Annotated in this window: 22 protein-coding genes; 9 read left to right on the forward strand and 13 right to left on the reverse strand. The window is 59.1% G+C overall.

The window, feature by feature from the left end; all coding sequences use genetic code 11:
* Positions 1 to 11 precede the first annotated feature (11 nt).
* The 4 genes from asd to AB5Z09_RS20205 form a co-directional block, all read right to left on the reverse strand.
* Entirely contained in the window at positions 12 to 1,124 is a 1,113-nt protein-coding gene (gene asd / locus AB5Z09_RS20190; protein WP_158110003.1) for an aspartate-semialdehyde dehydrogenase, read from the reverse strand.
* A 361-nt stretch (positions 1,125 to 1,485) separates the two neighbouring features.
* On the reverse strand, positions 1,486 to 2,793 hold the full coding sequence (locus tag AB5Z09_RS20195; RefSeq protein ID WP_368196115.1) for a D-amino acid dehydrogenase: 1,308 nt from the start codon (positions 2,791 to 2,793) through the stop codon (positions 1,486 to 1,488).
* A 157-nt stretch (positions 2,794 to 2,950) separates the two neighbouring features.
* Entirely contained in the window at positions 2,951 to 4,471 is a 1,521-nt protein-coding gene (locus tag AB5Z09_RS20200; RefSeq protein WP_252412001.1) for a cryptochrome/photolyase family protein, read from the reverse strand.
* Positions 4,471 to 4,635 (reverse strand): DUF2256 domain-containing protein, encoded by a 165-nt coding sequence (locus AB5Z09_RS20205; RefSeq protein ID WP_252412002.1) that lies wholly within the window; start codon positions 4,633 to 4,635, stop codon positions 4,471 to 4,473. Before AB5Z09_RS20205 ends, AB5Z09_RS20200 begins: the two co-directional genes overlap by 1 nt.
* Before the next feature lie 460 nt (positions 4,636 to 5,095).
* Between AB5Z09_RS20205 and AB5Z09_RS20210 the strand changes: the two genes are divergently transcribed.
* Positions 5,096 to 6,481: a tryptophanase gene (locus AB5Z09_RS20210; RefSeq protein ID WP_252412003.1), complete on the forward strand. Its 1,386-nt coding sequence runs from the start codon at positions 5,096 to 5,098 to the stop codon at positions 6,479 to 6,481.
* A gap of 134 nt (positions 6,482 to 6,615) precedes the next feature.
* On the opposite strand, the gene cdd is transcribed toward AB5Z09_RS20210, so the two are convergent.
* The 3 genes from cdd to AB5Z09_RS20225 form a co-directional block, all read right to left on the reverse strand.
* A complete protein-coding gene (gene cdd, locus AB5Z09_RS20215) occupies positions 6,616 to 7,500 on the reverse strand; it encodes a cytidine deaminase (RefSeq protein ID WP_252412004.1) in 885 nt (294 codons plus the stop codon).
* Positions 7,501 to 7,697: 197 nt separating this feature from the next.
* Positions 7,698 to 8,384, reverse strand: coding sequence for an LrgB family protein (locus AB5Z09_RS20220; RefSeq protein ID WP_252412005.1), 687 nt, complete (start codon positions 8,382 to 8,384; stop codon positions 7,698 to 7,700).
* On the reverse strand, positions 8,381 to 8,737 hold the full coding sequence (locus AB5Z09_RS20225) for a CidA/LrgA family protein (RefSeq protein ID WP_201939498.1): 357 nt from the start codon (positions 8,735 to 8,737) through the stop codon (positions 8,381 to 8,383). Before AB5Z09_RS20225 ends, AB5Z09_RS20220 begins: the two co-directional genes overlap by 4 nt.
* Before the next feature lie 161 nt (positions 8,738 to 8,898).
* Here AB5Z09_RS20225 and AB5Z09_RS20230 point away from each other — a divergent pair, with 161 nt between their 5' ends.
* Complete coding sequence (locus tag AB5Z09_RS20230; RefSeq protein WP_368196073.1) at positions 8,899 to 10,608, forward strand: glycoside hydrolase family 36 protein; 1,710 nt, start codon at positions 8,899 to 8,901, stop codon at positions 10,606 to 10,608.
* A gap of 78 nt (positions 10,609 to 10,686) precedes the next feature.
* Here the strand turns inward: AB5Z09_RS20230 and AB5Z09_RS20235 are convergent, their stop codons facing one another.
* The 3 genes from AB5Z09_RS20235 to AB5Z09_RS20245 form a co-directional block, all read right to left on the reverse strand.
* Positions 10,687 to 11,187 carry a hypothetical protein gene (locus tag AB5Z09_RS20235; RefSeq protein WP_100654814.1) on the reverse strand — a complete coding sequence of 167 codons (501 nt, stop codon included), beginning with the start codon at positions 11,185 to 11,187 and terminating at the stop codon, positions 10,687 to 10,689.
* A gap of 155 nt (positions 11,188 to 11,342) precedes the next feature.
* Positions 11,343 to 12,770 (reverse strand): exodeoxyribonuclease I, encoded by a 1,428-nt coding sequence (gene sbcB, locus AB5Z09_RS20240; RefSeq protein WP_110303101.1) that lies wholly within the window; start codon positions 12,768 to 12,770, stop codon positions 11,343 to 11,345.
* Positions 12,771 to 12,949: 179 nt separating this feature from the next.
* On the reverse strand, positions 12,950 to 13,210 hold the full coding sequence (locus AB5Z09_RS20245; RefSeq protein WP_368196074.1) for a hypothetical protein: 261 nt from the start codon (positions 13,208 to 13,210) through the stop codon (positions 12,950 to 12,952).
* Between the two features lie 337 nt (positions 13,211 to 13,547).
* On the opposite strand from AB5Z09_RS20245, the gene AB5Z09_RS20250 reads away from it, so the two are divergent.
* The 6 genes from AB5Z09_RS20250 (at position 13,548) to rplY (ending at position 21,373) form a co-directional block, all read left to right on the forward strand.
* Positions 13,548 to 13,679 (forward strand): hypothetical protein, encoded by a 132-nt coding sequence (locus AB5Z09_RS20250; RefSeq protein WP_265113263.1) that lies wholly within the window; start codon positions 13,548 to 13,550, stop codon positions 13,677 to 13,679.
* 346 nt (positions 13,680 to 14,025) lie between these two features.
* Positions 14,026 to 15,303 carry an HD-GYP domain-containing protein gene (locus tag AB5Z09_RS20255; RefSeq protein WP_368196075.1) on the forward strand — a complete coding sequence of 426 codons (1,278 nt, stop codon included), beginning with the start codon at positions 14,026 to 14,028 and terminating at the stop codon, positions 15,301 to 15,303.
* A gap of 120 nt (positions 15,304 to 15,423) precedes the next feature.
* Positions 15,424 to 15,846 (forward strand): CBS domain-containing protein, encoded by a 423-nt coding sequence (locus tag AB5Z09_RS20260; protein WP_042053768.1) that lies wholly within the window; start codon positions 15,424 to 15,426, stop codon positions 15,844 to 15,846.
* Between the two features lie 240 nt (positions 15,847 to 16,086).
* A complete protein-coding gene (hrpA, locus tag AB5Z09_RS20265) occupies positions 16,087 to 19,986 on the forward strand; it encodes an ATP-dependent RNA helicase HrpA (protein WP_368196076.1) in 3,900 nt (1,299 codons plus the stop codon).
* Positions 19,987 to 20,081: 95 nt separating this feature from the next.
* Positions 20,082 to 20,969: a hypothetical protein gene (locus AB5Z09_RS20270; protein ID WP_368196077.1), complete on the forward strand. Its 888-nt coding sequence runs from the start codon at positions 20,082 to 20,084 to the stop codon at positions 20,967 to 20,969.
* A gap of 116 nt (positions 20,970 to 21,085) precedes the next feature.
* Entirely contained in the window at positions 21,086 to 21,373 is a 288-nt protein-coding gene (gene rplY, locus AB5Z09_RS20275) for a 50S ribosomal protein L25 (RefSeq protein WP_005333252.1), read from the forward strand.
* A gap of 105 nt (positions 21,374 to 21,478) precedes the next feature.
* Here rplY and AB5Z09_RS20280 read toward each other — a convergent pair whose 3' ends face one another.
* Positions 21,479 to 21,871 carry a MerR family DNA-binding transcriptional regulator gene (locus AB5Z09_RS20280; RefSeq protein ID WP_005360322.1) on the reverse strand — a complete coding sequence of 131 codons (393 nt, stop codon included), beginning with the start codon at positions 21,869 to 21,871 and terminating at the stop codon, positions 21,479 to 21,481.
* Between the two features lie 122 nt (positions 21,872 to 21,993).
* On the opposite strand from AB5Z09_RS20280, the gene AB5Z09_RS20285 reads away from it, so the two are divergent.
* Positions 21,994 to 23,169: an acetyl-CoA C-acyltransferase gene (locus AB5Z09_RS20285; RefSeq protein WP_368196078.1), complete on the forward strand. Its 1,176-nt coding sequence runs from the start codon at positions 21,994 to 21,996 to the stop codon at positions 23,167 to 23,169.
* On the opposite strand, the gene AB5Z09_RS20290 is transcribed toward AB5Z09_RS20285, so the two are convergent.
* Together AB5Z09_RS20290 and AB5Z09_RS20295 are read right to left on the reverse strand one after the other, a co-directional pair.
* Positions 23,166 to 24,389, reverse strand: coding sequence for an EAL and HDOD domain-containing protein (locus tag AB5Z09_RS20290; RefSeq protein ID WP_005333249.1), 1,224 nt, complete (start codon positions 24,387 to 24,389; stop codon positions 23,166 to 23,168). The genes AB5Z09_RS20285 and AB5Z09_RS20290 overlap by 4 nt on opposite strands.
* 115 nt (positions 24,390 to 24,504) lie before the next feature.
* Positions 24,505 to 25,773: an OmpP1/FadL family transporter gene (locus AB5Z09_RS20295; protein WP_139747200.1), complete on the reverse strand. Its 1,269-nt coding sequence runs from the start codon at positions 25,771 to 25,773 to the stop codon at positions 24,505 to 24,507.
* Between the last annotated feature and the right edge of the window lie 231 nt (positions 25,774 to 26,004).

The following is a 26,004-nucleotide window of genomic DNA, read 5'->3' on the forward strand; positions in this document are numbered from 1 at the left end:
GCTGTGGCGAATTAGCGCGCCAGCAGGATACGCAGCATGCGGCGCAGCGGCTCGGCGGCGCCCCACAGCAGCTGGTCACCCACGGTAAAGGCCGCCAGATACTCCGGGCCCATGTTGAGTTTGCGCAGACGGCCCACCGGAATGCTGAGGGTGCCGGTGACGGCAGCCGGGGTCAGCTCGCGGGCGGTGATGTCGCGATCGTTGGGGATCACTTTCACCCAGTCGTTGTGGGCAGCCAGCAGCGCTTCGATCTCCGCCAGCGGCACATCCTTTTTCAGCTTGATGGTGAACGCCTGGCTGTGGCAGCGCAGGGCGCCGATCCGCACACAGAGACCATCCACCGGAATGACGGCGTTCTCGATACCCAAAATCTTGTTGGTCTCGGCCTGACCCTTCCACTCTTCACGGCTCTGGCCGTTGTCGAGCTTGGTGTCGATCCAGGGGATAAGGCCACCGGCCAGCGGCACGCCGAAGTTGTCCACCGGCAGGGTGCCGGAGCGGGTCTTCTCGGTGATCTTGCGCTCGATGTCGAGAATGGCGGAGGCAGGGTCTGCCAGCTCGACCGCCACTTCGTCGCGCAGTATCCCCATCTGGGTAACCAGCTCGCGCATATGGCGGGCACCGCCACCGGAGGCAGCCTGATAGGTCGCCACGCTCACCCACTCCACCAGATCGGCCTTGAACAGGCCGCCGAGGGCCAGCAGCATCAGGCTGACGGTGCAGTTGCCGCCGACGAAGGTCTTGATGCCATCGTTCAGGGCCTGCTCGATGACGTCGCCGTTGACCGGATCCAGAATGATGACGGCGTCTTTCTCCATCCGCAGGGAGGAGGCGGCGTCAATCCAGTAACCCTGCCAGCCAGCGGCTTTCAGACGCGGATAGACATCCTTGGTGTAGTCGCCGCCTTGGGCGGTGATGATGATATCCTGCTTGGCCAGCGCCTCGATATCGAAGGCGTCTTGCAGAGTACCGGCATCGACGCCGAAGTTGGGAGCGGCCTCACCGGCCTGGGAGGTGGTGAAGAATGTGGGTTGAATATGGGCGAAATCCTGCTCTTCCTGCATCCGGCTCATCAGAACCGATCCCACCATGCCACGCCAACCGACCAAACCTACTTTTTTCATAATGTCCTACCCTGGATTGCTGCTAAAGAAACTCGCGATGACACCCGTAACCCCTTGTCTGGCGACGCCTGTTTACAAGCGGTTTACAGGCCATTTAAAAAATATGCGCTGCGAAAAATGCGTCTATCCACATTACGGATTGTGGCGGCTTGCGCAAGTCGAATTGCGCAATATTCTGTGCCGTTTGCTGCATTAACCGGCAGCCAGAGCACCGCTCAGGCAGACGGGGAGGGAGAAGGTCAACATCAGACGAAAAGGCCACCGTTTTTGGCGGTGGCCTGTCAATAAAGCGGTCGAGAACGTCCTCTGCTGTGGTCTGAGGGCGTAGTTGGCGAGTGAAACAGCCCGACAGCTTGGGCGCTTAGCCGTAACGGGCCAGAGTGAGCCCCTCATCGCTGATGGCGGGTTCGCTGCCGCTGATAAGATCGCACAACAGCTGACCCGAACCGGCCGCCATAGTCCAGCCCAGGGTGCCGTGGCCGGTATTGAGCCAGAGTCCGGGAATGGGGCTTGGCCCTACAAGCGGGGTGCCGTCCGGCGTCATGGGGCGCAGGCCGGTCCAGAACTCGGCCTTGCTGATATCGCCCCCTTCGGGAAAGAGATCGCCGACCACCATCGCCAGCGTGTCGTGGCGTCTGGGGTTGAGAGCGAGGTTGTAGCCCGACAGCTCCGCCATGCCACCGACCCGGATCCGCTCGTCAAAACGGGTGATGGCCACCTTGTAGGTCTCGTCGAGCACGGTACTGCGCGGTGCGGCCTCGGCGTTGATCATCGGCAGGGTGAGGGAGTAGCCCTTGACCGGATAGACCGGCAGCTCCAGCCCGAGCGGGCGCAGCAGCGGCCGCAAAAAGCCGGTGGCATAGCTGCCGAGCGCACAGACGATGGCATCGGCGCGATAGCGCTGCTCGCCGGCCCGCACCGCCACGGCGCGGCCGCGGGCTTGCTCAATCTCGTCGATGTCGCAGTTGAAGACGAACTTGACCCCGAGCTTCTCGGCTTCAAGGGCAAGGGCCTTGGTGAAGCGGAAGCAGTCGCCGGTCTCGTCGCCGGGCAGACGCAAGCCACCGACGATTTTGCCACGCACCCGCGCCAGCGCAGGTTCTGCCGCCTCGCAGCCGCTGGCATCGAGCGACTGGTAGGGGACGCCATACTCCTCCAGCACCTCGATATCGCGCTGACTGGCATCGAGCTGGGATTGGCTGCGAAACAGCTGCAGGGTGCCGAGCTGGCGCCCTTCGTAATCGATGTTCAGCTCGTCGCGCAGCAGCTTCATGCAGTCGCGGCTGTATTCGGCCAGACGCACCATGCGCCCCTTGTTGGTGGCATAAGCGGTCGGGGTGCAGTTGGCGAGCATTCTGAGCATCCAGCGAAGCTGGAAGGGGTCGGCGGTGGGGCGCACGGTGAAGGGGGCATGCTTTTGCAGCATCCACTTGGCAGCCTTGAGGGGAATGCCGGGGGCCGCCCAGGGGGCCGCATAACCCGGGGATATCTGCCCGGCGTTGGCATGGCTGGTTTCAAGGGCGACGCCATCTTGTCGCTCCAGCAAGGTCACCTTGTGACCCGCTTTGGCCAGATACCAGGCGCTGGTTACCCCAATCACGCCGCCACCGAGAACCACTATCTCCATATCGTCTTTCCTTGACTGATCTCCTGATGTGGCCACCACCATAATCAGCCGCCACAGGATATTCAACCGCTCTACGCAGGATTGGGATCTCCGTCTGCTTGCCGGTCACAAGCTGGTGTTTGGTGCGATGGAGAGCCTGATTGCCAGCGTAAATCGCTGCGCTGTTGTCAGTGTGAATGTGCCAGGGGGCATGGCCCGCTTACAACTGCTCCAGCTTGATCAGGTAGTGTTCTGCCGTGGCCAGAATGGCCTGCTGCTGTTCGGCGGCTTGGCCATCCCAGTTGGCATAGGGGAGGGCGAGGCGGGGATTGCCGCCAAGTTTGTCCCGATTGCGCCAGAGAAAGTGCCAGTAGAGGCTGTTGAAGGGGCAACTTCCGTCGCCGTGGCGGGCTTTGACCTGATAGTGGCACCCCTTGCAGTAGTGGCCCATCCGCTCGAGATAGGCGCCGCTGCTGGCGTAGGGCTTGCTGCCCATCAGGCCGCCATCGGCAAACTGGCTCATGCCGCGGGTGTTGGGCAGCTCCACCCACTCGATGGCATCCACATAGATGCCGAGATACCACTGATCCACCTCGTCAGGATCGATCCCCGCCAGCAGGGCAAAGTTACCGGTCACCATCAGCCGCTGGATATGGTGGGCGTAGCCATGCTCAAGAGACTGGCCAATGGCGTGGCGCACGCAGGCCATCTTGGTTTTTCCATTCCAGAAAAAGCCGGGCAGCGGCCGGTTGGCCCCGAGAAAATTGGTCTGCTTGTAGTCGGGCATCTTCTCCCAGTAAAGGGCACGGACAAACTCGCGCCAGCCGAGGATCTGGCGGATAAAACCCTCCACCTGCGCCAACGTGATAGTGGCCTGATTGGCCTGCCAGTGGGATTCGGCGGCCCGGATCACCTCAAGCGGATGAAGCATCTTGCTGTTGAGGGAAAACGACAAACGGCTGTGAAACAGGCTCCAGCCGCGCTCGCTCAGGGCATCCTGATAGCGGCCAAAGTGGGGCAGGCAGTGGGTGAGAAAATGGGCGAGCAGCTCGCGACTCTGGCGCCTTGTGATGGGCCACGGCAGTTGGCTGGCATCTGCCTCGCCGATGGTGCTGACCCCGTGGCGGGTCAGCATGGCATCAATCTCGCTCACCTCGTTGGCAAAGGTGAGGGGTTCCGGGATGGGCTGTCTCGCCGGCAGCTTGGCGCGGTTCTCGTCATCAAAATTCCAGCGCCCGCCAAGGGGTTGGCCGCGCTCATCGAGCAGCACTTGGTATTGCTTTCGCAGGGCGCGGTAGAAGAACTCCATCCGGCTGTGGGGGTAGCGCTGCCAGCCATCGCGGGGGGTGAGAAAATGCTCGCTCTCCACCTCGGTGGCAGGGATGACAAGACCCGCCGCCCAGCTTTTCAACTGGCTGGCGAGGCGCCACTCGCCCGGGCTCTGCCAGGCAAAGCTGCTGGCCTGATGTGCTTCGAGCTGAGCCTCCAGCAAGCCGGGCAAGTCGGGCCAGCGGGCACTCTCATCGAGAGTCAGGTAACAGACGCGGTGGCCCGCTTGGGTGAGGGCTGCTGCGAAGGCGCGCATGGCGGCAAAGAAGGCCAGCACCTTCTGGCGATGGTGGCGGCAGTAGTCAGTCTCCTGACGTAGCTCTGCCATCAGGTAGCAGACCGCCGGATCCGGGGTGCGAAACCAGCTGTGAGCGGCGTTCAGCTGATCGCCGAGAATCAGGCGCAGCTCCATCAGACTCGCTCCCACTCAGGTTGCTGGCTGCGGTGACGAGCGTGGCGACAGCGCTCGCTGCAGTAGCGAACCTCCTCCCAGCTTCGCGCCCACTTGCGCCGCCAGCTGAAGGGGCGCTGGCAGACGGGGCAGATCTTCTCGGGGAGATGGGGTTTGCGATGCATGATGGCTTCCGGCCCTGGCTGATGGGGGATGTGGCGTGTGGGTAGGGAGAATAACGAACCGGGGGCGCGGGCGGATCAACCTCACTGCCAGTTTGCCGCGCAGATGCCCACTTTGTGAGCGGGCGCACAGCCCGTCGGTGCGCCCCTTGTTTGCCAATTAACCAGCCGTTAACGTGGCGAGGCTGCCTGCTGGCAGCATCCATCAATGGATCTTGTTGGCCACCGACTGTCTACAACCGATATGGAGGGGAGTGATGCCAATCATGACAGCTACGCCCCGGGCAGCTTGCCTGCTCGCCCACTGGTATACCCGGGATCCCATTCTCACCTTCGACTTTCCTCACCGCTGATTGGCGGCACCCGCCGTTTGAATTTGTCAGCCGGACGACCCTGATCGCCCCGGCCTCTTTGCCAATCCCGATTTCAAACACACTGGCTTTGCGCCGGTGAGGAGTCTTTTATGCGTCGTATACCCGAGCCGTTTCGTATCAAGATGGTCGAGCCCATCAAACAGACTACTGGTGCCGAGCGCCGCGCCGCCCTCGAGGCTGCTGGCTGGAACCCCTTCCTGCTGCTGGCCGAGGATGTCTATATCGATCTGCTGACCGACAGCGGCACCGGTGCCATGTCCGACCGTCAGTGGGCTGGCATCATGATGGGGGATGAGGCCTATGCGGGCAGCCGCAACTTCGTCGAGCTGGAGCGCGCGGTACGCGAGATTTTTGGCTATCAGCATGTGATGCCCACCCACCAGGGGCGCGGGGCGGAGCAGATCCTCTTCCCCGAGCTGGTCAAGCGCTGCAAGGGCAAGGCGCCGGTGTTTATCTCCAACTACCACTTCGACACCACCAAGGCCCATGTGGAGTTGGCTGGCGCGCGGGCCATCAATCTGCTTACCCCGAAAGCCCTCGACACCACGGCCCCTTATGCCTGGAAGGGGGATTTTGATCTTCCCCGCCTGACCGACACCATCGAGACCCTGGGAGCCGACAACGTGGCCGGTATCATCATCACGGTCACCTGCAACAGCGCCGGTGGTCAGCCGGTCTCCATGGCCAATATGGAGGCGGTTTCCGAACTGGCCCGTCGTCACCATATTCCGGTGGTGATCGACGCCGCCCGCTTTGCCGAGAACGCCTGGTTTATCAAGGAGCGGGATCCGGCTTATGCCAAGTGCAGCATCAAGGAGATAGTGCGCCAGATGTTTGCGCTGGGGGACATCTTCACCATGTCGGCCAAAAAGGACGGGCTGGTCAATATCGGCGGGCTCTGCTGCTTTAAAGAGGATCTCGATCTGTTCCGCGCGGTACAGGTGCGCTGCGTGGCGATGGAGGGGTTTGTCACCTATGGCGGCCTTGCGGGGCGGGACATGGCGGCGCTTGCCATCGGTCTGCGGGAGGGGATGGATGAGGAGTATCTCACCTATCGCATCAGTCAGGTGGCTTATCTGGGTGAGCGGCTGGCCGAGGCGGGGATCCCGATTCAGACCCCCACCGGCGGCCATGCGGTGTTTGTCGATGCCAAAAAGCTGCTGCCCCATATTCCGGCCGAGCAGTTCCCCGCCCATGCGCTCGCCTGCGAGCTCTATCTGGAAGGGGGCGTGCGCGGGGTGGAGATCGGCTCCCTGCTGCTGGGGCGCGATCCCGCTACCGGCAAGCAGGAGGCGGCGGACTTCGAGCTGTTGCGTCTCACCATTCCACGTCGGGTCTACACCCGGGATCACATGGACTATGTGGCCGACTGCCTGATCGCGGTGAAAGCGCGGGCCAGCGACATTCGTGGGCTCACCTTTGACTACGAGCCGCCGCTGCTGCGCCACTTCACCGCGCGGCTGAAACCTGTCTGATCAGCAACCGGTCAGATGGGGTGATCAACCGCGCCAAACTGTGCAGATCACCAGTCGCTCCCGGTTAAACGGCCCAGTAAAAAAGCCCCCGCACCTTGGTGCGGGGGCTTTCGTTTATCGAAGCGAAGCGGGGGTCAGACCGCCTGATACTCCAGCTCGATGGAGCCCAGTGCCTTGAGGGTGGACTGGGCGGAGTCACGCTGGCTGATCTGGCCGTTTTTGTTCTCCAGCAGTACGGCGCGGCGGATGGTGGCGAGATCTTCGCCATTAAGCACCGCATGGGCGCAGGCCATCTGCATCGGCGGCAGGCTGGGGTTGAAGGCGGCGTTCTCGGCGTAGCGGCCAGAGAAGATGCGGCCATCGGCAAACTGCAGCGCCACCGCGGCATAGCCCTGGCTATAGGGGGCGTAGCTTTGACGGGCAGCAGTCAGCGCGGCCTGCCACAGCGGGTCTTCGCTTTGAAGCTGAAGCTCTGCATGATCCTGCGGGCTCATCAGCGCATCCGTGATGTCGAGATCTGCCGGGCCAAACGAGTGGGGCAGGAAGGATTGCAGGGCGCTCAGGTCATCGGGCAGAGAGACTTTCAGGATCTTGGCTGTGCTCAGCTCGTTCATGAACTGACGGCAGTGGCCGCAGGGGGTGTAGTTGACGGTGATTTCAGAGATCCCGCTCTCGCCACCCAGCCAGGCGTTGGAGATGGCGGACTGCTCGGCGTGAACCGAGTGGAACAGACCTTGCCCTGCAAACTCCATGTTGGCACCGAAGTACCAGGTGCCGCTCAGGCCGCAGGCGATGGCACCGACGTAAAACTTGGAAATGGGTGCCACCGAGCAGGCAGCAGCCAGCGGCAACAGGGCGAGGCGCAGGGCGCGATCATCGAGACCTGTGGCGGCTTTCAGGGTGGCGACTTGCTCCGGCGTGAAGCGGGCGTTGAAGTCGGCACTATCCAGCATGGGCTGCACGGCTGCTTTGAGCGGGGCAGAGAGGGTATCGAATGGCTTGGCAAAACGGGGATGCATAGTGTGTCCTCAAAGGCCAATTGGGCGGCCATTGTAGGGAGCAAGCTCGGGTAAATGTGTGAGCAGGCTCACGCCCTGACGGGCAAACGGAGGGGGATGGTAATGGAAACGTTTGTCTTGTGCAAATTGTGCGGCAGGTCGCACCCCGAGAGGCCAGCAGGCCCCCCGGAATGGTCAACAGGTGGTCAATGGGGTCATCAGGTCAGCCAGTGATAGATGGCAAACAGCAGCGGGGCGACGGCAGCGGTGAGGATCCCGCACACCACCATGGCGAGCGATGCAAAGGCCCCCTGGGTGATCCCCTTCTCGGCGGAGGTGGCGGTGCCGATGGCGTGGGCACAGGCCCCCATGGCGAGCCCTTGCGCTTCCGGATCGGTCACTTTGAGCAGTTTGAGCAGTGGATAGCCGATCAGAGCGCCGACAATCCCCACCACCACCACCACGGCCGCCGCAATGGCGGGAATGCCGCCGATGGACTGGCTGACGCTCATGGCGAGCGGGGTGGTGATGGATTTGGTGGCCAATGAGGCGAGCAGCGCCGGATCTATGCCCATAAAATGACCGATCAGCAAGGTTGTGCACACCGAGATCAAGACGGAGGCGAGGGTACAGATTAGGATGGGCTTGAGCTTGGCCTGGATCTGGCGCGCCTGCTGATAGAGCGGCAGCGCCAGCGCCACTACTGCGGGCTCCAGCAGCATGGTAATGGGGGTGCTGCCGCGCTCGTACTGCTCAAGTGGCAGATCAAACCAGAGCAGCAGGCCGATGATCACCCCGGTCGGCACCAGCACCGGATTGATGATGGGCCAGGGCAGGCGGCGATAGAGGGCGCGGGTGGCGAAATAGAGCGCCAGGGTCAGAGGAATCGCTAGCCAGAAGATCATTTGTTCATCCTCTGGTAGAGCCGACCGACGGTGGTGAGGATCAGCACTATCCCGAGCACGATGCAGAGCATGATGACGCCGAAGGATTGGCGCAGGGGCTCAAGCCAGGCCACCAGCCCGACAGCGACCGGCACGAACAGCACGCCCATGTGGCGCAGCAGCAAACCTGCGCCAAGCTCGACCCAGTGCAGCTTGATCAGTTGCAGGGAGAGCAGCACGAAGAGCAGCAGCATGCCGATGATGCTGCCGGGAAAGGCGAAAGGCAGGATGGCTGCCACGGATTTGCCTGCCAGCAGGCAGGCGACGATGACCATAAAGTCACGAAAGTACAGCAAGGCGCGTTGCGCGATCACGTGAACCTCATCGACTGGGAAGAAAAATCGCAGTTTACCAGAGAGGTCGGGTCGCGGCATTAAAACAATAACAACTGAAATCAGTTCATTTGAAGCTGATTTGATGGGCTTTTTTTGAAAAGTGCCTGATAGAACCCTTTTTCGAACTACAAGGAGTAGTGATGACATCCCTCTTGTCCCGAGTTCGCCAGCTGGCGAACGATACTGCGTTGCCACCCCATCTGCTGCAAACCCGTCAGTGGGAAGGGCCTCTGTGCCGTGTGCGACTCGACAACACTGGCGCTGATGCCACTCTGGTTGAGCGCTGGGTGCTGTTTGACGGCAAGCTTGGCCTGCCGGTGGAGAGCGCCATCTATGGCGAAGGATTCCAGATGCTGGCCCAGACCATGGGTAGCTGGCAATCACCGCAACATGTCGGCCGTTGCCCTGATGCCAGCGTCTATCGCATCACCGATGACAATGGCTATCACACCATTCACAACCTGTTGCTGGTGGAACATGGCAAGGGGTGGCTGCTGCTCGCCTTTGCCAGCTGCCACCGTTTTGGTGGGGAGTTTCGCCTCTATCCCGATGGCCGCTTGCAGATCCTGATGAACTGCGAAGGGCGAAAACTCGCAGCCGGTGAGCACTGGCAGAGCGAGGCGCTGATCTGCCTCGAAGGAGCGGAGCGCGAGGATCTGCTGGCCGATCTGGCACGGTTGATCGAGGCCGAGCACGGCTCGCTGATCGGCCAGGTGAGTGAGCGCCCGAGCGGCTGGTGCTCCTGGTATCACTACTACGCCGAGGTGAGTGCTGCCGACATTCGCGAGAACCTGCAGGTGCGCGCCGAGCGCTTCCCGGCCCTGTGCTATGTGCAGATCGACGACGGCTATCAGGCCAAGATGGGCGACTGGCTCACCCCGTCGGCCAAGTTCGAGCAGGGGGTGGCATCGCTGGCTGCGGAGATCAAACAGGCTGGCTGCGAGCCTGCCCTCTGGGTCGCTCCCTTTATTGCCGAGCCCGGTTCACAGGTGTTTCAGGATCACCCCGACTGGTTTGTGAAGGGGGATGACGGTTTGCCGTTGCCCTCCGAGCGGGTCACCTATGGTGGTTGGCGTTGTACCCCCTGGTATGTGCTGGATGGTACCCACCCCGAGGTGCAGGCGCACCTTGAGCAGGTGTTCCGCACCCTGCGCGAACAGTGGGGCATCCACTATTTCAAGCTCGATGCCAACTTCTGGGGCGCCATCCACGGTGGCCGTTTCCACGATCCGGCAGCCACCCGGGTTGAAGCCTATCGGCGCGGTATGGCGGCCATCCTGCGTGGTGCAGGTGAAGGCGCTTTCCTGCTCGGTTGCAACGCCCCCATCTGGCCAAGCCTTGGCCTGATGCACGGCATGCGGGTGAGCGATGACGTGGAGCGCAACGGCCACCGCTATCGCCAGATCGCTCGCGAAGCCTTCTGCCGTGCCTGGCAGAACGACAAGCTCTGGGCCCTCGATCCCGACTGTATCTGTCTGCGTGATCTACCGAGCCAGCAGGCAAGCAAGGCGGATTACAGCTTCCATCTGGCAGCGCTGGTGGCGAGTGGCGGCATGATGCTGGCCGGTGATCGACTGCAAGATCTCGATGAAGAGCAGGCAGCGCAACTGCGCAAGCTGCTGGGTCTTTGTGCTGCTCGTGCACCCTCCGCCCGTTTCGAGTCGATGGACTTTTCCTACGGCGAAGTAAGCCTGCCCGAGGGCGGCACTCTGCTCTGCCTCTTCAACTGGGAGGGGCAACCACAGGAGTTTCTGCTGCCGGAAGGGGGAAGCGATTTTTGGCATGGGCAGGCAGTCGGTACGGCCGTGATCCTGCAAGGGGGCGAAGGGCGGGTGATCCGCTACGCCTGATCACAACCTCACCATAAACAATTCAGGCTCCATCACGGAGCCTGAATTGTTTCAATCAGCGGTTATCAGCCACGTTTTTCAGTAACGCCACTCAAAACCGACGGCGTATTTGGCGGAACCATAGCCCGGGATATCACTGCCGGAGGCGATCGCCTTGAGGGTCAGCAACGGGGTGATGGGCACCCCCAGACCAAAACCGATGGCTAGTTGATCATTGGGGTTCCCCATCAGATCGACCCGCATCACCCGATAAAGGGACATGTCCTCGCTCAGGTGCATATAGGCTTGCGAAGCGCGGTTATAGACCTGACCAAACACCTCCAGCTGGAAACCTGACTGGGCGCTGATGGCCAGCGGTATCCCGACAAACTTGTAGAGATGGGAACCGTTGAAGTAGCTGTTGGTGATCAGGGGAGTGAAATCAGTCTGCTGATAAAGGGTATTGAAGTTCTGTTCTACGATGCGATAGGTCTGCTCGGGCAGGCGAGCAAGATAATCCGGCACATCGAACCGGTATGCGGCGTTGGCTGCCAGCGGCAGCAGGGCCAGTAATCCGAGCAGTGCGTGGTGACGAGGCATCAGCAAATGGCTTCCGTTCGGCCAAAGAGATCTCTTGCTTGGGAGACATCCGTTCAGGATGTTGCAAGATATTGGTTTTTGGGGAAATCCCCTTCGTCATTATGACCTGAAGAAGGGGATGGGCGGGAAGGATTTATTGTGAAACTACTCACAACTCATAAATCTTCCAGATAGTGGTAGAGACTCTTAAGAATCGCAAAGTTCCGTTCGTTACTCTGGTTCTGCTCGGCCAGCGCCTCGAGACGGGGCACATAGTCCGGCAGACGGCGGCTGAAGTAGTCGCTGCAGTGCAGGCGCCAGCGTTTCTGCTCCGCTTCGCTCAAGGTGTGCGGCCAGTTGCGGGCGCGGTAGCGGAACAGCATCTCCGGCAGCCGGGAGTCGGTAAAGGCGAACTCCCGCTCACCCAGCAGATCCGCGGGGGTGGCACGCACCAGATCCATGGTGGACTTGTCGCCATGGCCAAAGAATCCGGCGTAAAGCTGGGTATCGGGGTCGCTCTCATTGCTGCCGGCGAACTCCTGATTGAACACTTCCACCAGTTTTTCCCGCACCTCGGGATGGGCGCGCAGCAGATCCAGGCTCTTGCGGCACTGCTCCCGATCGATGCCGAGCTCGTCGGCGCGCTCCGCGGTCAGGGTGGCGGCCGGCGCCAGTACCGGGCACTTGTTGATGTGCACCAGCTTCACCGGAATGCCCGCCAGATCCCCCAGCTCCTCTTTTTTGGTATAGAGGCGCTCGCGGATCTCCTCGCTGGAGAGTTCAATGAGCGGGGTGGGGTCACGGGTCAGATCCACCATGATCACCGCGTTCTGGTTGGTGGGGTGCCAGGCAAGTGGCGAGACCCAGCTTGCACAACCCTGCCAGGGGGAGAACATGCCGGAGACGTGCACCAGCGGCTTCATGGTCACCACGTCAATCAGCGCCTTCACCTTGTTTTTGTTACGCAGATCAAAGAGATAACCAAACAGCTTGGGTTGGGCTTTTTTCACCAGCTTGGCCATCTCGATGGTGGCCAGCACGTCCGAGAGTGCATCGTGAGCATTGGCGTGGGCGACGCCGTTGGCGACCGTCAGCTTCTCCAGCCGGAAACTCGGCTTGCCCTCATCGTCAAACGCCCACTCGATCCCCTCCGGGCGCAGGGCATAGCAGGCCCGCAGCATGTCGAGAATATCCCATCGGGAGTTGCCGTTCTGCCAGCTGTAGGCATAGGGGTCATAGAAGTTGCGATAGAGGGTGTAGCGGGTCACTTCATCATCGAAGCGGATGCTGTTGTAGCCAAGCACACAGGTATTCGGCGTGGCGAACTGCTCGTGGATCTGGCGAATGAAATCCGCCTCGCACAGCCCATCCTTCATCGCCTTTTGCGGCGTGATACCGGTAATCAGGCACGCCTCCGGATCCGGCAGGTAGTCTGCCGGAGGCTTGCAGTAGATGACCAGCGGCTCGCCAATGATGTTGAAATCCGCATCGGTACGAATACCGGCAAACTGCGACGGCCTGTCCTTGGCGGGGCTGATGCCGAAGGTCTCGTAGTCGTGGAAATAGAATGTTGGCTCGTTGCCCGCGTGTGCTGTTTTGCTCATGTTGCTCGAGATGAGGTATCCGATGACGGCGGCTAGCGCCTGGGTGGGCGGTGTCAGGCACCACAATTGTGTGCATGGTAAACCATAGCGCAGGCAGAACGAAGGGCGAGCCGTGCAGGTGGCGGTTTATTGGGCGGTTGTTCCCGATATCTTATGCACTTCTGTCTTGCTCACCGAAACTATAAGGCCAATCTATCTCTCAGGATATGATGATTGTTTAGTGATATCTGTAGTAACCGGTTAAGAGTGCCCTCATTGGCGATCCTGTCCAGGTTCGGGGTCTGGTAGCCCATCATCCCCTGGTTGTAGGCACTGATGTTCCAGTAGCCGATGTCATCGCCCATGATGGCAAGAATATTGGGCTTGGCGGCTGCTGTGGCACTACCAGCGGTGGCCATTAAGGCAAGGCTCATGGCTATTTTGTTTATTTGAATGGCCATTATTGGCTCCACTCCTAATCTGATGTGAATTGGTACACAAAATGGGCGATGAAAGCAGCGTGCGTTTAACTCGGTGGAAATATCATCCCGTGCAGGCTGTTGGAGGGGATGGAATACCCGGATGGGCACATTCCCCTTTATCGCTGTCGTTATGACCTGCAAAGAGTGATATGACCTGAATAGCCCGAGTTAACCGCAGCTTGGAAATCAGCTTTCAACAGTTTCACTCTATAAATCCCGTTTATCCTTGTCGCCTTATAGCGAATATAACCGCTGGTTATCCGATATTTTCTCTCCAACCCTTTGGTCGCAGGCTATCGGGTGGACTGGAGCGAGCATGGGAAACTGTATCCAGAAGGCGGAGGTGTCTACCGCTATCGATGGCGACAAGGCGAATAAATGGGTGATGGAGTTCACAGTTTGGTTAATTAATTTGGGGATGGTGGCAGTTATGGGCGTTGTGGTGTGACTTTATTCAAAATTCTTACTGGCAAGCCGAGCACTCTTTAATTCTGATTAAGTCATAATTAAGTAAAGTTGGGGTGTTGATTGTTTCGCTCAGATATGAGTTTTTAAAATTGCTCACAATCTCTACGCGAGATTTAAAAGTCTGCTCGAATATTTTTGAACGGATAAATATGACTTGAATGGGAGTGGCCAAATAAATTCAGCTGTGATCTTTGTCTTTTCAAGGTGCCAGGGTCATAAATGCCTATAAAAACAAGGTAAAAGGCTCGGCTATTGACTAAGTTGATAGAAGGCGAAGCATAAAACAGCGCCAGTTTGATACGACAACATCGCATGGGACCCGGATCATGGACAGAGCGCAGGGCGCAGCCCCCTTTTCGTTGCAAGTGGATCTAAGGCAGGTGGTGTATGCCCTGTCAGCCTCGCTGGATCTGGTGGGCATTGGCGATGTGGCCCACGGTAAACGGGTCGGGATTATGGCTGCCGAGTGCAGCCGGGAGCTGGGAATGAGTGAGGCCGAACGCTGTCTGCTGTTCGAGCTGGGGGTGCTGCATGATATCGGTGTCTCCTCGACCATCACCCATCACCATCTGGTCAGCGAGTTCGATTGGGAGTCCTCCCAGCGCCACTGCGAGGTGGGGTATCAGCTGCTCAAGGATTTCCGTTTGCTGGCCCCACTGGCCTTGCCTATCCGTTATCACCACACCCACTGGCACCTGTTGCGTGAGATGGCCGATGTGGACCCCAATGTAGCCCGTCAGGCCAACCTTATCTTTCTGGTGGATCGCTGCGATGCGTTGGCGGCGCCCTACTATGGCGATGGTTCATTGTTGATGCATACCAACGAGATCCGCGCACGCCTGCAGGATTTCCGTGACGAGTTCTTTGCCCCCGAGCTGGTGGATGCCTTCCTCAAGGCGTCTCGCTCTGAGGCATTCTGGCTGCAGTTGGAAGCGCGCTCCATCAATGATTACATGCTGGAGATGCTGCAGGTGCGGGAGCCTTGCCTGACTTTCAACGGGGAGCTAAAAGCGCTGGCGCAGATCTTCTCTGGCATTGTCGACGCCAAAAGCCCATTCACGATGACGCATTCGCTCGGTGTGAGCAGGTTGTCTCGGGCATTGGCCGAGCAGATGGGAGTCAGTGCCATACATTGTGACATGCTGGAGATCGCCGGTTTGCTGCATGATCTGGGCAAGCTCAGGGTGCCGGACGAGATCCTTGACAAGCCTGCCAGCCTGACGAAAGAGGAGCGGGCCATCATCAATACTCACAGCTTCGAGACTTACCAGATCCTGCGCCATATCGAAGGGTTTGAAGAGATTGCCTGCTGGGCGGCTTATCACCATGAGGAGCCTGATGGGGAGGGCTATCCGTTCCACCTGCCGGCATCCGCCATGGCGCTCGAAGCGCGGATCCTGCGGGTCGCTGATATTTTTCAGGCAATGGTGCAGGACAGACCTTATCGCCGCGGTCTGCCGGCTCGTGACGCATTGACCTTTATGCAGCAACTGGTGGATCAGGGGCGGGTCGATCCCGCTGTAGTGGCGGTGCTGGCCGATCACCTGCCGCAGATGATGATGGCAGCCATTCCGGATCGCGAGCCGGATCATGCCATCAATTGAGGGAGGGGCTGGCCGCTGACTCATACTGCCGCGAGCCAGCTATGCTTGGAACAAGCCGAGCATGGTGCCGGTACCGGCGCACAAGACGCCAGCTTGATGGACTACCGTAGGGGAGCAGATATGGAATCGCTAAAAGCCAAGGATTATATGCAGAGCAGACCCGTCACCTTCACTGCCGACATGATGGTGCAAGCTGCGGTCGAGAAATTTCTGAACAGTCATCAGCTCGGTGGCCCGGTGGTGGATGGGCAGGGCCATCTGATTGGCTGGATCTCCGAGCAGGATTGCATCGCAGTGCTGCTTAAGGAGGCCTATCACTGCGAACAGGTGGCGCAGGTCAAGGATGTGATGCGCAAGGAGGTGTTGTCGGTGGGACCCGATACCAGCATTTTGAGCCTGGCGGAGATGATGATGGGGCAAAAGCCGAAGATCTATCCGGTAGTGGAGGAGGGGCGTCTGCTCGGTGTCATCAATCGTCACAATGTCATGCAGGCCATTCACGCCCAGCTCACCACCTGTTTTGTCCATCACACCCACGGTTAACCCTGTTTTTCTCTCTCCCAAGGCAAGCTTCGGCTTGCCTTGGCTATTTCATATACTGCGATTTATTCATGTTATGCCATCTTACAATGGTTGTTTTGTCATGTTTGAGGATCGGCCAAGCTCTCTGTCTTCCCATATATAACGCTACGTTAAGGCTTGCACCGTTCCCGCTCGCTCTTTAGGATCGCTCGCAGCTAATCGATATGGCCCCTTTGGGCACCTATTTAAGGAATTCGTACCTTGTCTCTCTCTATCGAGGCGCTGCGCCGCCGTCTCTCTGCCTGCATAAATCTCGACGCCCGCCGCCTGTCCAGCCGTCTGCACGGGGTCAAGAAGCTGCCTGAAGTCAAACAGGCAGCCGTGCTGGAGACCATCGCCGCCGATCTGGATGCCGCGCAAGCGCGCTATCAAACCCGTCTGGCCGGAGTGCCCAAGGTCACCTATCCGGACAACCTGCCGGTGAGCCAGAAGCAGGCGGAGATCGCCAAGGCCATTCAAGAGCATCAAGTGGTGATCATTGCAGGGGAAACAGGCTCGGGCAAAACCACCCAGATCCCCAAGATCTGTCTGGCGCTCGGGCGCGGAGTGAAGGGCTTTATCGGCCACACCCAGCCACGCCGTTTGGCGGCCCGCACCGTCGCGGCCCGTATTGCCGAGGAGATGGAGTCCGAGCTTGGCCACTACGTGGGTTACAAGGTGCGCTTTACCGATCAGGTGAGCGAGCAGACCCACATCAAGCTGATGACCGACGGTATCCTGCTGGCGGAGATCCAGAATGACCGGATGCTGACCCAGTACGACACCATCATCATCGATGAGGCCCACGAGCGCAGCCTCAATATCGACTTCATCCTGGGCTATCTAAAGCAACTGCTGCCCAAGCGCCCTGATCTCAAGGTGATCATCACCTCGGCCACCATCGACCCGCAACGTTTCTCCCGCCATTTCAACAAGGCGCCGGTGATCGAGGTCTCCGGCCGCACCTATCCGGTAGAGGTGCGCTACCGCCCACTCGTCAGTGATAAAAATGAAGGGCTGGAAGAGCGTGACGAGCTGCAGGGGATCTTCGATGCGGTGGAAGAGCTGGCCCGCGAGGGGTTGGGGGATATCCTCATCTTCATGAACGGCGAGCGGGAGATCCGCGATACCGCCGATGCCCTGCGCAAGCTCAATCTGCGCGACACCGAGGTGCTGCCGCTCTACGCCCGCCTCTCCAACGCCGAGCAGAACAAGGTGTTCCAGCAACATGCCGGACGGCGCATCGTGCTCGCTACCAACGTGGCGGAGACCTCGCTGACGGTGCCGGGCATTCGTTACGTCATCGACCCGGGTACGGCCCGCATCAGCCGCTACTCCTGGCGCACCAAGGTGCAGCGTCTGCCCATCGAGCCGGTCTCCCAGGCCAGTGCTAACCAGCGTAAAGGGCGCTGCGGTCGGGTGGCAGACGGTATCTGTATCCGCCTCTACTCGGAGGAAGATTTCAACAGCCGTCCCGCCTTTACCGACCCCGAGATCCTGCGCACCAACCTGGCATCGGTCATCCTGCAGATGCTGGCGCTCGGCCTTGGCAATATGGAGGCGTTCCCCTTCGTAGAGCCGCCCGAGTCCCGCCATATCAAGGATGGTCTGACCCTCTTGAAAGAGCTGGAGGCGGTGCGCGAGCTTCCCGCCACGGGCGATCGTGAAGCCAAACTGCAGCTGACCGAGACCGGTCGCCAGCTCTCGCGCATCCCCCTTGATCCGCGTCTGGCGAAGATGGTGATCAGCGCGGCGCAGACTGGCTGCCTGAGCGAGGTGATGGTGATCACCGCTGCTCTCAGCATTCAGGATCCCCGCGAGCGACCCATGGAGAAGAAGCAGGCCGCCGATGAGCAACACAGGCGCTTTGAGGACAAGGATTCCGACTTCTTCGCCTTTGTCAATCTGTGGAACTACCTGAAAGAGCAGCAGGATCTCCTTGGCAGCAACCCGTTCCGCCGCATGTGCCAGAAGGAGTTTCTCTCCTACCTGCGGGTGCGCGAGTGGCAGGACATCCATTTCCAGCTGCGTCAGACGGTGAAAGAGCTTGGTTTTAAAGCCAACCATGAACCGGCAGACTTCAAGACGGTGCACTGCGCCCTGCTGACCGGCCTTTTGAGCCATATCGGCAACAAGGATTTGGAAAAGCCCGAGTTCCTCGGTGCTCGTAATGGCCGTTTCCACCTCTTCCCGGCTTCGGGCTTGTTTAAAAAGCCACCCAAGTGGGTGATGGCCGCCGAGCTGGTGGAAACCTCGCGCCTCTACGCTCGTATCAACGCCAAGATTGAACCCGAGTGGGTGGAGCCGCTGGCGGGCCATCTCATCAAGCTGCACCACAGCGACCCCCACTGGTCGAAGAAAAATGGCGCCGTGATGGCCAAGGAGAAGGTGACCCTCTATGGTCTGACTCTGGTCAACGAGCGCACCATCAACTTCAGCCGTATCGATCCGGCGCTGTGTCGTGAGCTGTTTATCCGCCGCGCCTTGGTGGAAGGGGATTTCGAGACCCGTCACCGTTTCTTTAGCGACAACCGCAAGCTGTTGGCCGAGGTGGAAGCGCTGGAGCACAAATCCCGTCGTCGCGACATTCTGGTGGATGACGAGGATCTGTTCCGTTTCTACGATGCCCGTTTGCCGGAGGAGGTGATTTCCGCCCGTCACTTCGACAAGTGGTGGAAAGAGGCGCAAAAGCAGGATCCCGAGCTGCTCAACTTCGAAAAAGAGATGCTGATGAAGGGAGATGCGGCCCACATCAGCGATCTCGACTACCCCAACTTCTGGCAGCAGGGGCGCCTCAAGCTCAAACTGACCTATCAGTTCGAGCCGGGGGAGGCCGCCGATGGCGTGACCCTGCATATTCCGCTTCCGCTCCTGAATCAGGTGGAGGTGAAGGGGTTCGAGTGGCTGATCCCCGGGCTGCGTCATGAGCTGTTGGTGGCCCTCATCAAGTCGATGCCCAAGCCGATGCGCAAGAACTTCGTGCCGGCGCCGAACTATGCCGATGCGCTGCTAGCCAGCATCAACCCCGAGCAGGGGCCGCTGCTGGACGAGATGGAGCGCCAACTTCGCCGGATGACCGGCGTGATCGTGCCCCGCGAATCCTGGGACTGGAATTCGGTGCCCGATCACCTGAAACTCACCTTCCGGGTGGTGGACGACAAACACAAGAAAGTGGCGGAAGGGAAAGACCTGGAGGCATTGAAAGAGTCGCTGCGTGGCAAGGTGCAGGAGACCCTGTCGCAAGTGGCGGATGATGACATCGAGCAGTCCGGCCTCACCCTGTGGAGCTTTGGTGAATTGCCTCAGGAGTACAGCCAGAAGCGCAGCGGCTTCGAGGTGAAAGCTTATCCGGCGTTGGTAGACGAGAAAGATTCGGTCGCCATCCAGCTGGTGGAGAGTCCGGTGGTGCAGCAGCAGCTGATGTGGGCGGGCCAGCGCCGGCTGGTGCTGCTCAACGTGCCATCTCCCATCAAGTATCTGCAGGAGAAGCTGCCCAACAAGGCCAAGCTGGGGCTCTATTTCAACCCGTTTGGCAAGGTGGCGGAGCTGATTGACGACTGCATCGCCTGTGGCTGCGACAAGCTGATTGAGCAGCACGGCGGCATGGCTTGGGACGAGGCCGGTTTCGAGGCGCTCAAGGAGTATGTCCGTGCCGAGCTCAACGATGCGGTGGTGGAGGTGGCCAAGCAGGTGGAAGCCGTTCTGACGCTCTCCCACGAGATCAAGAAACGACTCAAGGGCAAGATGCAGCTCGACACCGCCTTTGCCATGTCCGACATCCAGCAGCAGCTCGGCAACCTCATCCACAAGGGGTTCGTGACCGAGACCGGCTGGCAGCGGCTGCCGGATCTCTTGCGCTACCTGCGCGCCATCGAGCGGCGCCTGGAGAAGCTGGCTATCGATCCCAACCGGGATCGGGTCTACATGCTCAAGGTGCACAGCGTGGAGTCGGAGTACAAGGCGCTGCTGGCCAAGATCCCCAAATCCCAGCTTATTCCCACCGAGGTGGCCAATATCCGCTGGATGATCGAGGAGCTGCGGGTGTCGTTCTTCGCTCAGAATCTGGGGACCCCTTATCCGGTCTCAGATAAACGGGTGCTTAACGCCATCGCTCAGTGCTAAGCTGCTATCTAACTGTTTTAACAGCATGATAGCGGGTGCTGAGAAGGGGTTGCCGGTCAGGTAGCCCTTTCAAACCGCAAATCAGGGAGGCAAGGATGCTGGGGATCTGGTTGAGTGTGGCGCAGGTGGTGATCAGCGGTTATCAACCCATCGCGGAACAAACCTGGGTGCAGTTGAACCCGGAATATTACCCGCTGGCGCGCACGCCGCCTGCGATGTTTGTGGCCTGGCGTGGCAATCAGTTTCCGCCGCTGGCCCAAAAGCAGAAGCACGGTCGCTGGCAGATCCTCTTTCCAGCCCGGCTGGTGCCTCCCTTCGATCTGTTCGAGGGGGAGGCGCAGCTCTCCAAAACCTATCTGGCAAGGCTGCGGCGCATCGACGAGATGGCTTACGGGGTCGTCCCCGGGCAGGCTGTTGCGGCTGGTGCAATCGTGCAGCAGGGGAGTGGTTCCCCTGATTATCACGCGCAACCTGTCGCGCCCTTTATCGCCGAGTTCCGTACACCCCAAGAGGCGTTCGGTGGTGTTGATATACCCAGCGACCCCGACGAGAGCGAACCTCTGCTCGCTCAGCTGGGGGCGACCTTTCGCACTGCGGGGATGAGTGGTGCTAAAGGAGATGAGGGAGTAGCGAGCGCCGATATGGCGCTCGCCAGCCACACGGCTAGCTTATCCGCAGGCAGTGACGCCATGCTTACCCTCTCGGCTCCTGCGGCCGGCGGTTCACAAACCGTGTGTCATCAGGTCGCAGCAGGGGAGACCCTGTGGCGCATTGCCAACCAGTTATCCAGTGCCCGGGGAGCCGATACCTACAGCTATTTGCTGGCGCTGGTGGCAGAGAATCAGCCGCGGCTTGGCAAGAGCATTCGGGTCAGAACGGGGGAAGGACTCTACTGCCCGCGCGCCGAGACCTTGGCGCGGTTTGATGCCCTGAGCCCGGCCCAGCGTCAGCAGCAATTCGCCCGGTTGGAGCAGGGGCGCTAAATGCAGAGTCGGTACCTTGTATCCGAATTTGGCCCGTGGTAGTATTCGCGCTCGTTTTGCGAGGTGCTGACCGGTCGCAGTTAGCACCATAAATTCATCCAAAAGAGATACATACTATGTCTTTCGTATTCCAAGCTGAAGTCCGTTCTGACCTGGGGAAAGGTGCGAGCCGCCGCCTGCGTCAAGCTGACCAAGTTCCTGCCATCGTTTACGGTGCAGGCAAAGAAGCCCTGTCCATCACTGTTGACCACAAGAAAATGATCCTGGCTCAAGAGAAGCCGGAATTCTATGAGTCTGTACTGACTCTGGTTATCAACGGTGAGGAAGTTAACGTAAAAGTGAAAGCTATCCAGCGTCACCCGGTACGTTACAAGCTGATCCACCTGGACTTCGTTCGCGTTTAATAGCGAACAGTCAGGTTGAAGAAAAGCCACTCTCAGGAGTGGCTTTTGCTATCTGGCATCTTGTGATCAGGCTGAAGGGACTTGCCTGATAAGCCAGCAAGGCAGTTATCCCAGCTGGCTAAGGGCTTGTTGGCAGCGCTGCTCGGCGGCATCAAGCTCCAGCAGCACCATCCTGATATCTTCCATCTGTTGTTGCAGTGTCTCCCGTTTCTCCTCAACCAGTCCCAGCATGGTCTGTAACTGGGTGCGGCTGCTCTTGTCGGCATCATAGAGATCAAACAACTCGCGGATCTCGGCGAGGCTGAACCCGAGCCGCTTGCCGCGCAGGGTGAGCTTGAGGCGAACCCGATCTTGCTTGCTGTAAATTCGGGTCTGTCCCTCTCGGGCGGGATTGAGCAACCCCTGATCCTCGTAGAAACGGATACTGCGCGTCGTAATATCAAATTCCCGGGCCAGCTCACTGATGCTGAAGCGCCGTCCTTCATCCTTGTTGTTCATACAGACTTCTTGGCGAACTAAATCCTGCCAGCACCTTACCTAAACGTAAACTGCACTGCAACTCTTGTTCCATTGCGTCAGAACCCCTATGTTATGGCCATGTAACAAACAGAGGCAGGCAAATGGATATTGCAATTGTGGCGGCAAAACGGACTCCGATGGGGGCGTTTCAGGGGGCATTGGCAGAGGTCACTGCGCCTGAGTTGGGTGCCTGTGCCATCGAGGCGGCACTGCAGCAAAGCGGGCTGCGTCCGGAGCAGGTCGATGAAGTGTTTATGGGCAATGTGCTGGCGGCGGGCGTGGGGCAAGCGCCAGCCCGGCAGGCGTTGTTGAAAGCAGGGTTGCCAGATAGTGTGCCTGCTACCACGGTCAACAAGGTGTGCGGATCCGGCATGAAAGCAGTGATGTTGGCGGCGGATACCATCCGCCTTGGTGACAACAGGGTAGTGGTCGCGGGGGGGATGGAGAGTATGAGCCGTGCCCCCTATCTGCTGGATAATGCCCGCAGCGGCTTTCGGATGGGGCATCAAAAGGTACTGGACCACCTATTCCTCGACGGTTTGCAAGATGCCTATGATGGCCAGCTGATGGGGGTGCATGCCCAGCGCAGCGCCGATCTGGCCGGTTTGACCCGCACTGCCATGGATGAGTTTGCTCTTGCGTCGTTGCAGCGTGCCCGCGATGCGCAGCAAGCCGGTGCGTTTGTGTCCGAACTGACAAGCGTCTATCGTGGTGAGCGCTTGTTGCTGGCCGAAGACGAGCAGCCCGGCAAGGGCAGACCGGAGAAGATCCCTACCCTGAAGCCAGCGTTTGGCAAGGAGGGCACCATTACGGCAGCCAATTCGAGCTCTATCTCGGATGGTGCGGCGGCGCTGATATTGATGGATGGCGCTACGGCGCAAGCCTGGCAGGTACCAGTGCTGGCACGGATCGTCGGTTATCAGAGCCATGCAGCATTGCCCGCCGAGTTTACCTCTGCGCCCATTGGCGCCATTTCACGCTTGCTGGCGCGTCTTGCATGGTCGGTGGAAGAGGTGGATCTATTCGAGATCAACGAGGCCTTCGCCATGGTCACCATGCTGGCCATGAGCGGGGTCGGCATCCCTCATCACAAGGTTAATGTGCATGGTGGGGCCTGTGCGCTTGGTCATCCGCTGGGGGCGAGTGGCGCGCGCATTCTGGTGACGCTGATCGCCGCGCTGCGGCAACGGGGTTTGCGGCGAGGCGTGGCCGCGCTCTGTATCGGGGGCGGGGAGGCGACCGCTATCGCGGTCGAGGTGAATGACGAGACGAATTAATTGGTGGCTTCCATCGCCAACAGTTGTTCCGTGACCCAGGTGGTGGCGGCCAGATAGAGGTGACTCACCTTATCCTCGCTCAGCCCCAGGCGGGCTGTTCTGGCCGTGACCCGTGACCAGTTGGCGCTTTCGTAATCTTCACAAAACGCGAGGTAGAAACCCAGATTGCCTTTGCGCTCCAGCAGCGCCAGCCGAATATCGTCGATAAGAGGGATAGTGCCGAGCAGCTTGTCCATCGGCTGCTCCATCAGTACATCCAGCAGGGAGAAGAGACCGGTGATAAAGGCCTGTTGTGCCTGCTGGCTCGGGGCGTGGGCGTGGGCCAGCAGTTCACAGAATCGGGCTCGGATCATCGACATCTGGTAGAGCTCGGCGCTCTTGCCCTTGCCGGCGCTGGTCGCGGCTACCAGCGAAACAAAGCGCTTTAGTTGGGTGTTTCCCAGATAGATGGCAGCCTGGCGAAATGACGAAATAGGGTTGGTGTGACCTTTGAGATGGTTGACATAGCGCAGCAGCTTGAGGGAGAGGGAGATATCCTGACCGAGTAGCTGCTCAATCTTGTTGATATCAGGCTCTGCCTCGTTGACCACGTTGAGCAACTGCATCACCACGACTTGCGCTGGCTCCATGGTGGCTTGCTTGACCATCTCGGGTCTGCTGAAGAAAAAGCCCTGGAACAGCTGGATCCCCAGCTGTTTGACCCGCTCGAACTCCGCCTTGTCCTCTACTTTTTCCGCCAGATAGGTGAGCCCCAGCGTCTGATGCCGCTGGATAAACACTTTGATCTGCATCAGGGGGGTGGCACGAAGATCAAACTTGATGATGTGGATAAAGGGGAGGAAGCGCTCCCAATCCGGCGACATGGTGAAGTCATCGAGTGCCAGTTGATATCCCAGCTTGTGCAACTGTTTCACCTTTTCCAGCAGGGCATCATCCGGTGGGGAATCTTCCAGGATCTCAATCACCACTTTTTCGGGCGGCAGGCACTCTGCCAATCCCTCCAGCAGCAGTGAGTGGGGGAAGTTGATAAAGCAGGGGCGGCCGCCCAAGAGCTGATCGATATTTTGTTGCAGGAACTGTTCGACCACCAGGCGTGACGTCGCCTGTTGGGAGGAGATGCTCGGGAAGACATTATTCAGACTATCGCGAAAGAGCAGCTCATAGGCATGAGTTTTGAGGTCTCTGTCGAGGATCGGCTGTCTTGCTACGTAGGAATACATGCCTTGCTCCAGTAAAGGTACTGGGTTGATTTTATGGTGTTGCAGAACACTATGCCAGTGTTCACCTTATTGAGTAAGGCAATAATTGGCATAGCGTTTTTTGCAGGGAAGGAATTTAGAAGAGATAGCTCAATTGTGCACCAGCCAGCCAGGCATCCCCTTCGGAAGTGCCCTGGAAGGTGGAGGTCGTCATCGGATTACCCGGTTGTAGCTCCATTTTTTCAGTGACATCCACCTTTTTGCCATCGATCAGGGTCAGCCCCAGATCCACGGTCAGGTTGGGCGTGAACTGATACCCCATTCCCAGGCTGTACCAGAGCCGATCGGCATCCGGGATGGAGATAGTACGACGATCGGCTGGCACCGGGCTGGCGTCATAGGCCACACCGGAGCGCAGTTGCCACTTGGGAGTGACCTGATAGGTCATACCGATGGCGTAGCGCCAGCTATCTTCCCAGTGCTCATCCTTGATGTGCATGTTCTGCAAATTGTTGAGATCAGCTTCCAACTGAACGAATTTGCTCCAGTTGGTCCAGTTCAGGCTGCCGTGGATAGCCAGCTTGTCAGTCAGCTGATGGAATGCCGCCAACTCTGCCGTCGCTGGCAACGGCAGGTCCAGACTGCCGGTATCTCTGATCTCGGTAACGGAGCCATCTGCATTGGGTCGGCCTACGATAGCATCTCCCGAGAGGGTCAAAGTGACATCGTGACGGTAGGATAGGCCGATCCGGGTTTGTTCGGACAACTCCAGCAAGGTGCCGACATTCCAGCCCCATGCCCAGCCATCCCCTTGCAAATGTTTTGCGATCAGGTTGCGAGAAGGGAAGGTGCCACCGACTTCGCCTTCGCCCTGAATAGCAGAGATCCCGGCACCAATTGACCACATCTCATTGATGCGGTAGGCGAGTGAGGTACCCAGATCCATGGTCTTGATATCGGAGACATTACCAAAGTGTCCCGCGCTGTAGTTATCCGGCATCTTGACGCCAAGACCGTAGTAAGAGGTCGCCGAGAAGCCGAGTCGCCACTGCTCGTTGAGTGGAATGATGAGATAGGCGTTGGGTACCCAGGCTGCGGCGGCGATATCGTGTGCACTGGCATCGGAGGTGACGATGCCGGCTTTGGTCGGCAAGCGGGTGTTGCCTTCAATATTGACGTCAGGACTGACATAGATGACTCCGCCAGAGAGCGCCATCTGATCGAAGCGGGTCATGGCTGCTGCATTGCGGGAGAGTACACTGGCGTTATCCGCGATGGCTGCCTCACCGGCAAAGGCGCGTCCCAGTCCTGTAGCGGACTGTTCAGCCAATTGGAACCCGGCGGCATGGGTCTGACCCGCGATCACCAGCAGGGCGATGGCGGACGGTTTGATGATGGGATGCATGGCAAAATCCTTGCTGTTACCCGAAGGTTCAATCGGTCATATGAATGGAGGCAGGATTTTATATGGTATGACCAGTAAGGCAACGGTAATGGCCAGCATCTGGATAAAACAAGATTAAATGCTGGGATGATGCACTCTAATAGCTTGATTGGAAAAGAAAAATAAACACGTGTGTGCTACATGTGTGCGCTGAAATCTAAGTTATGGATAAAAAAAGAGCGCCTGGCGGCG

It is taken from the genome of Aeromonas sp. R2-2 (genome assembly GCF_040908355.1).
GTDB classification, from domain to species: domain Bacteria; phylum Pseudomonadota; class Gammaproteobacteria; order Enterobacterales; family Aeromonadaceae; genus Aeromonas; species Aeromonas veronii.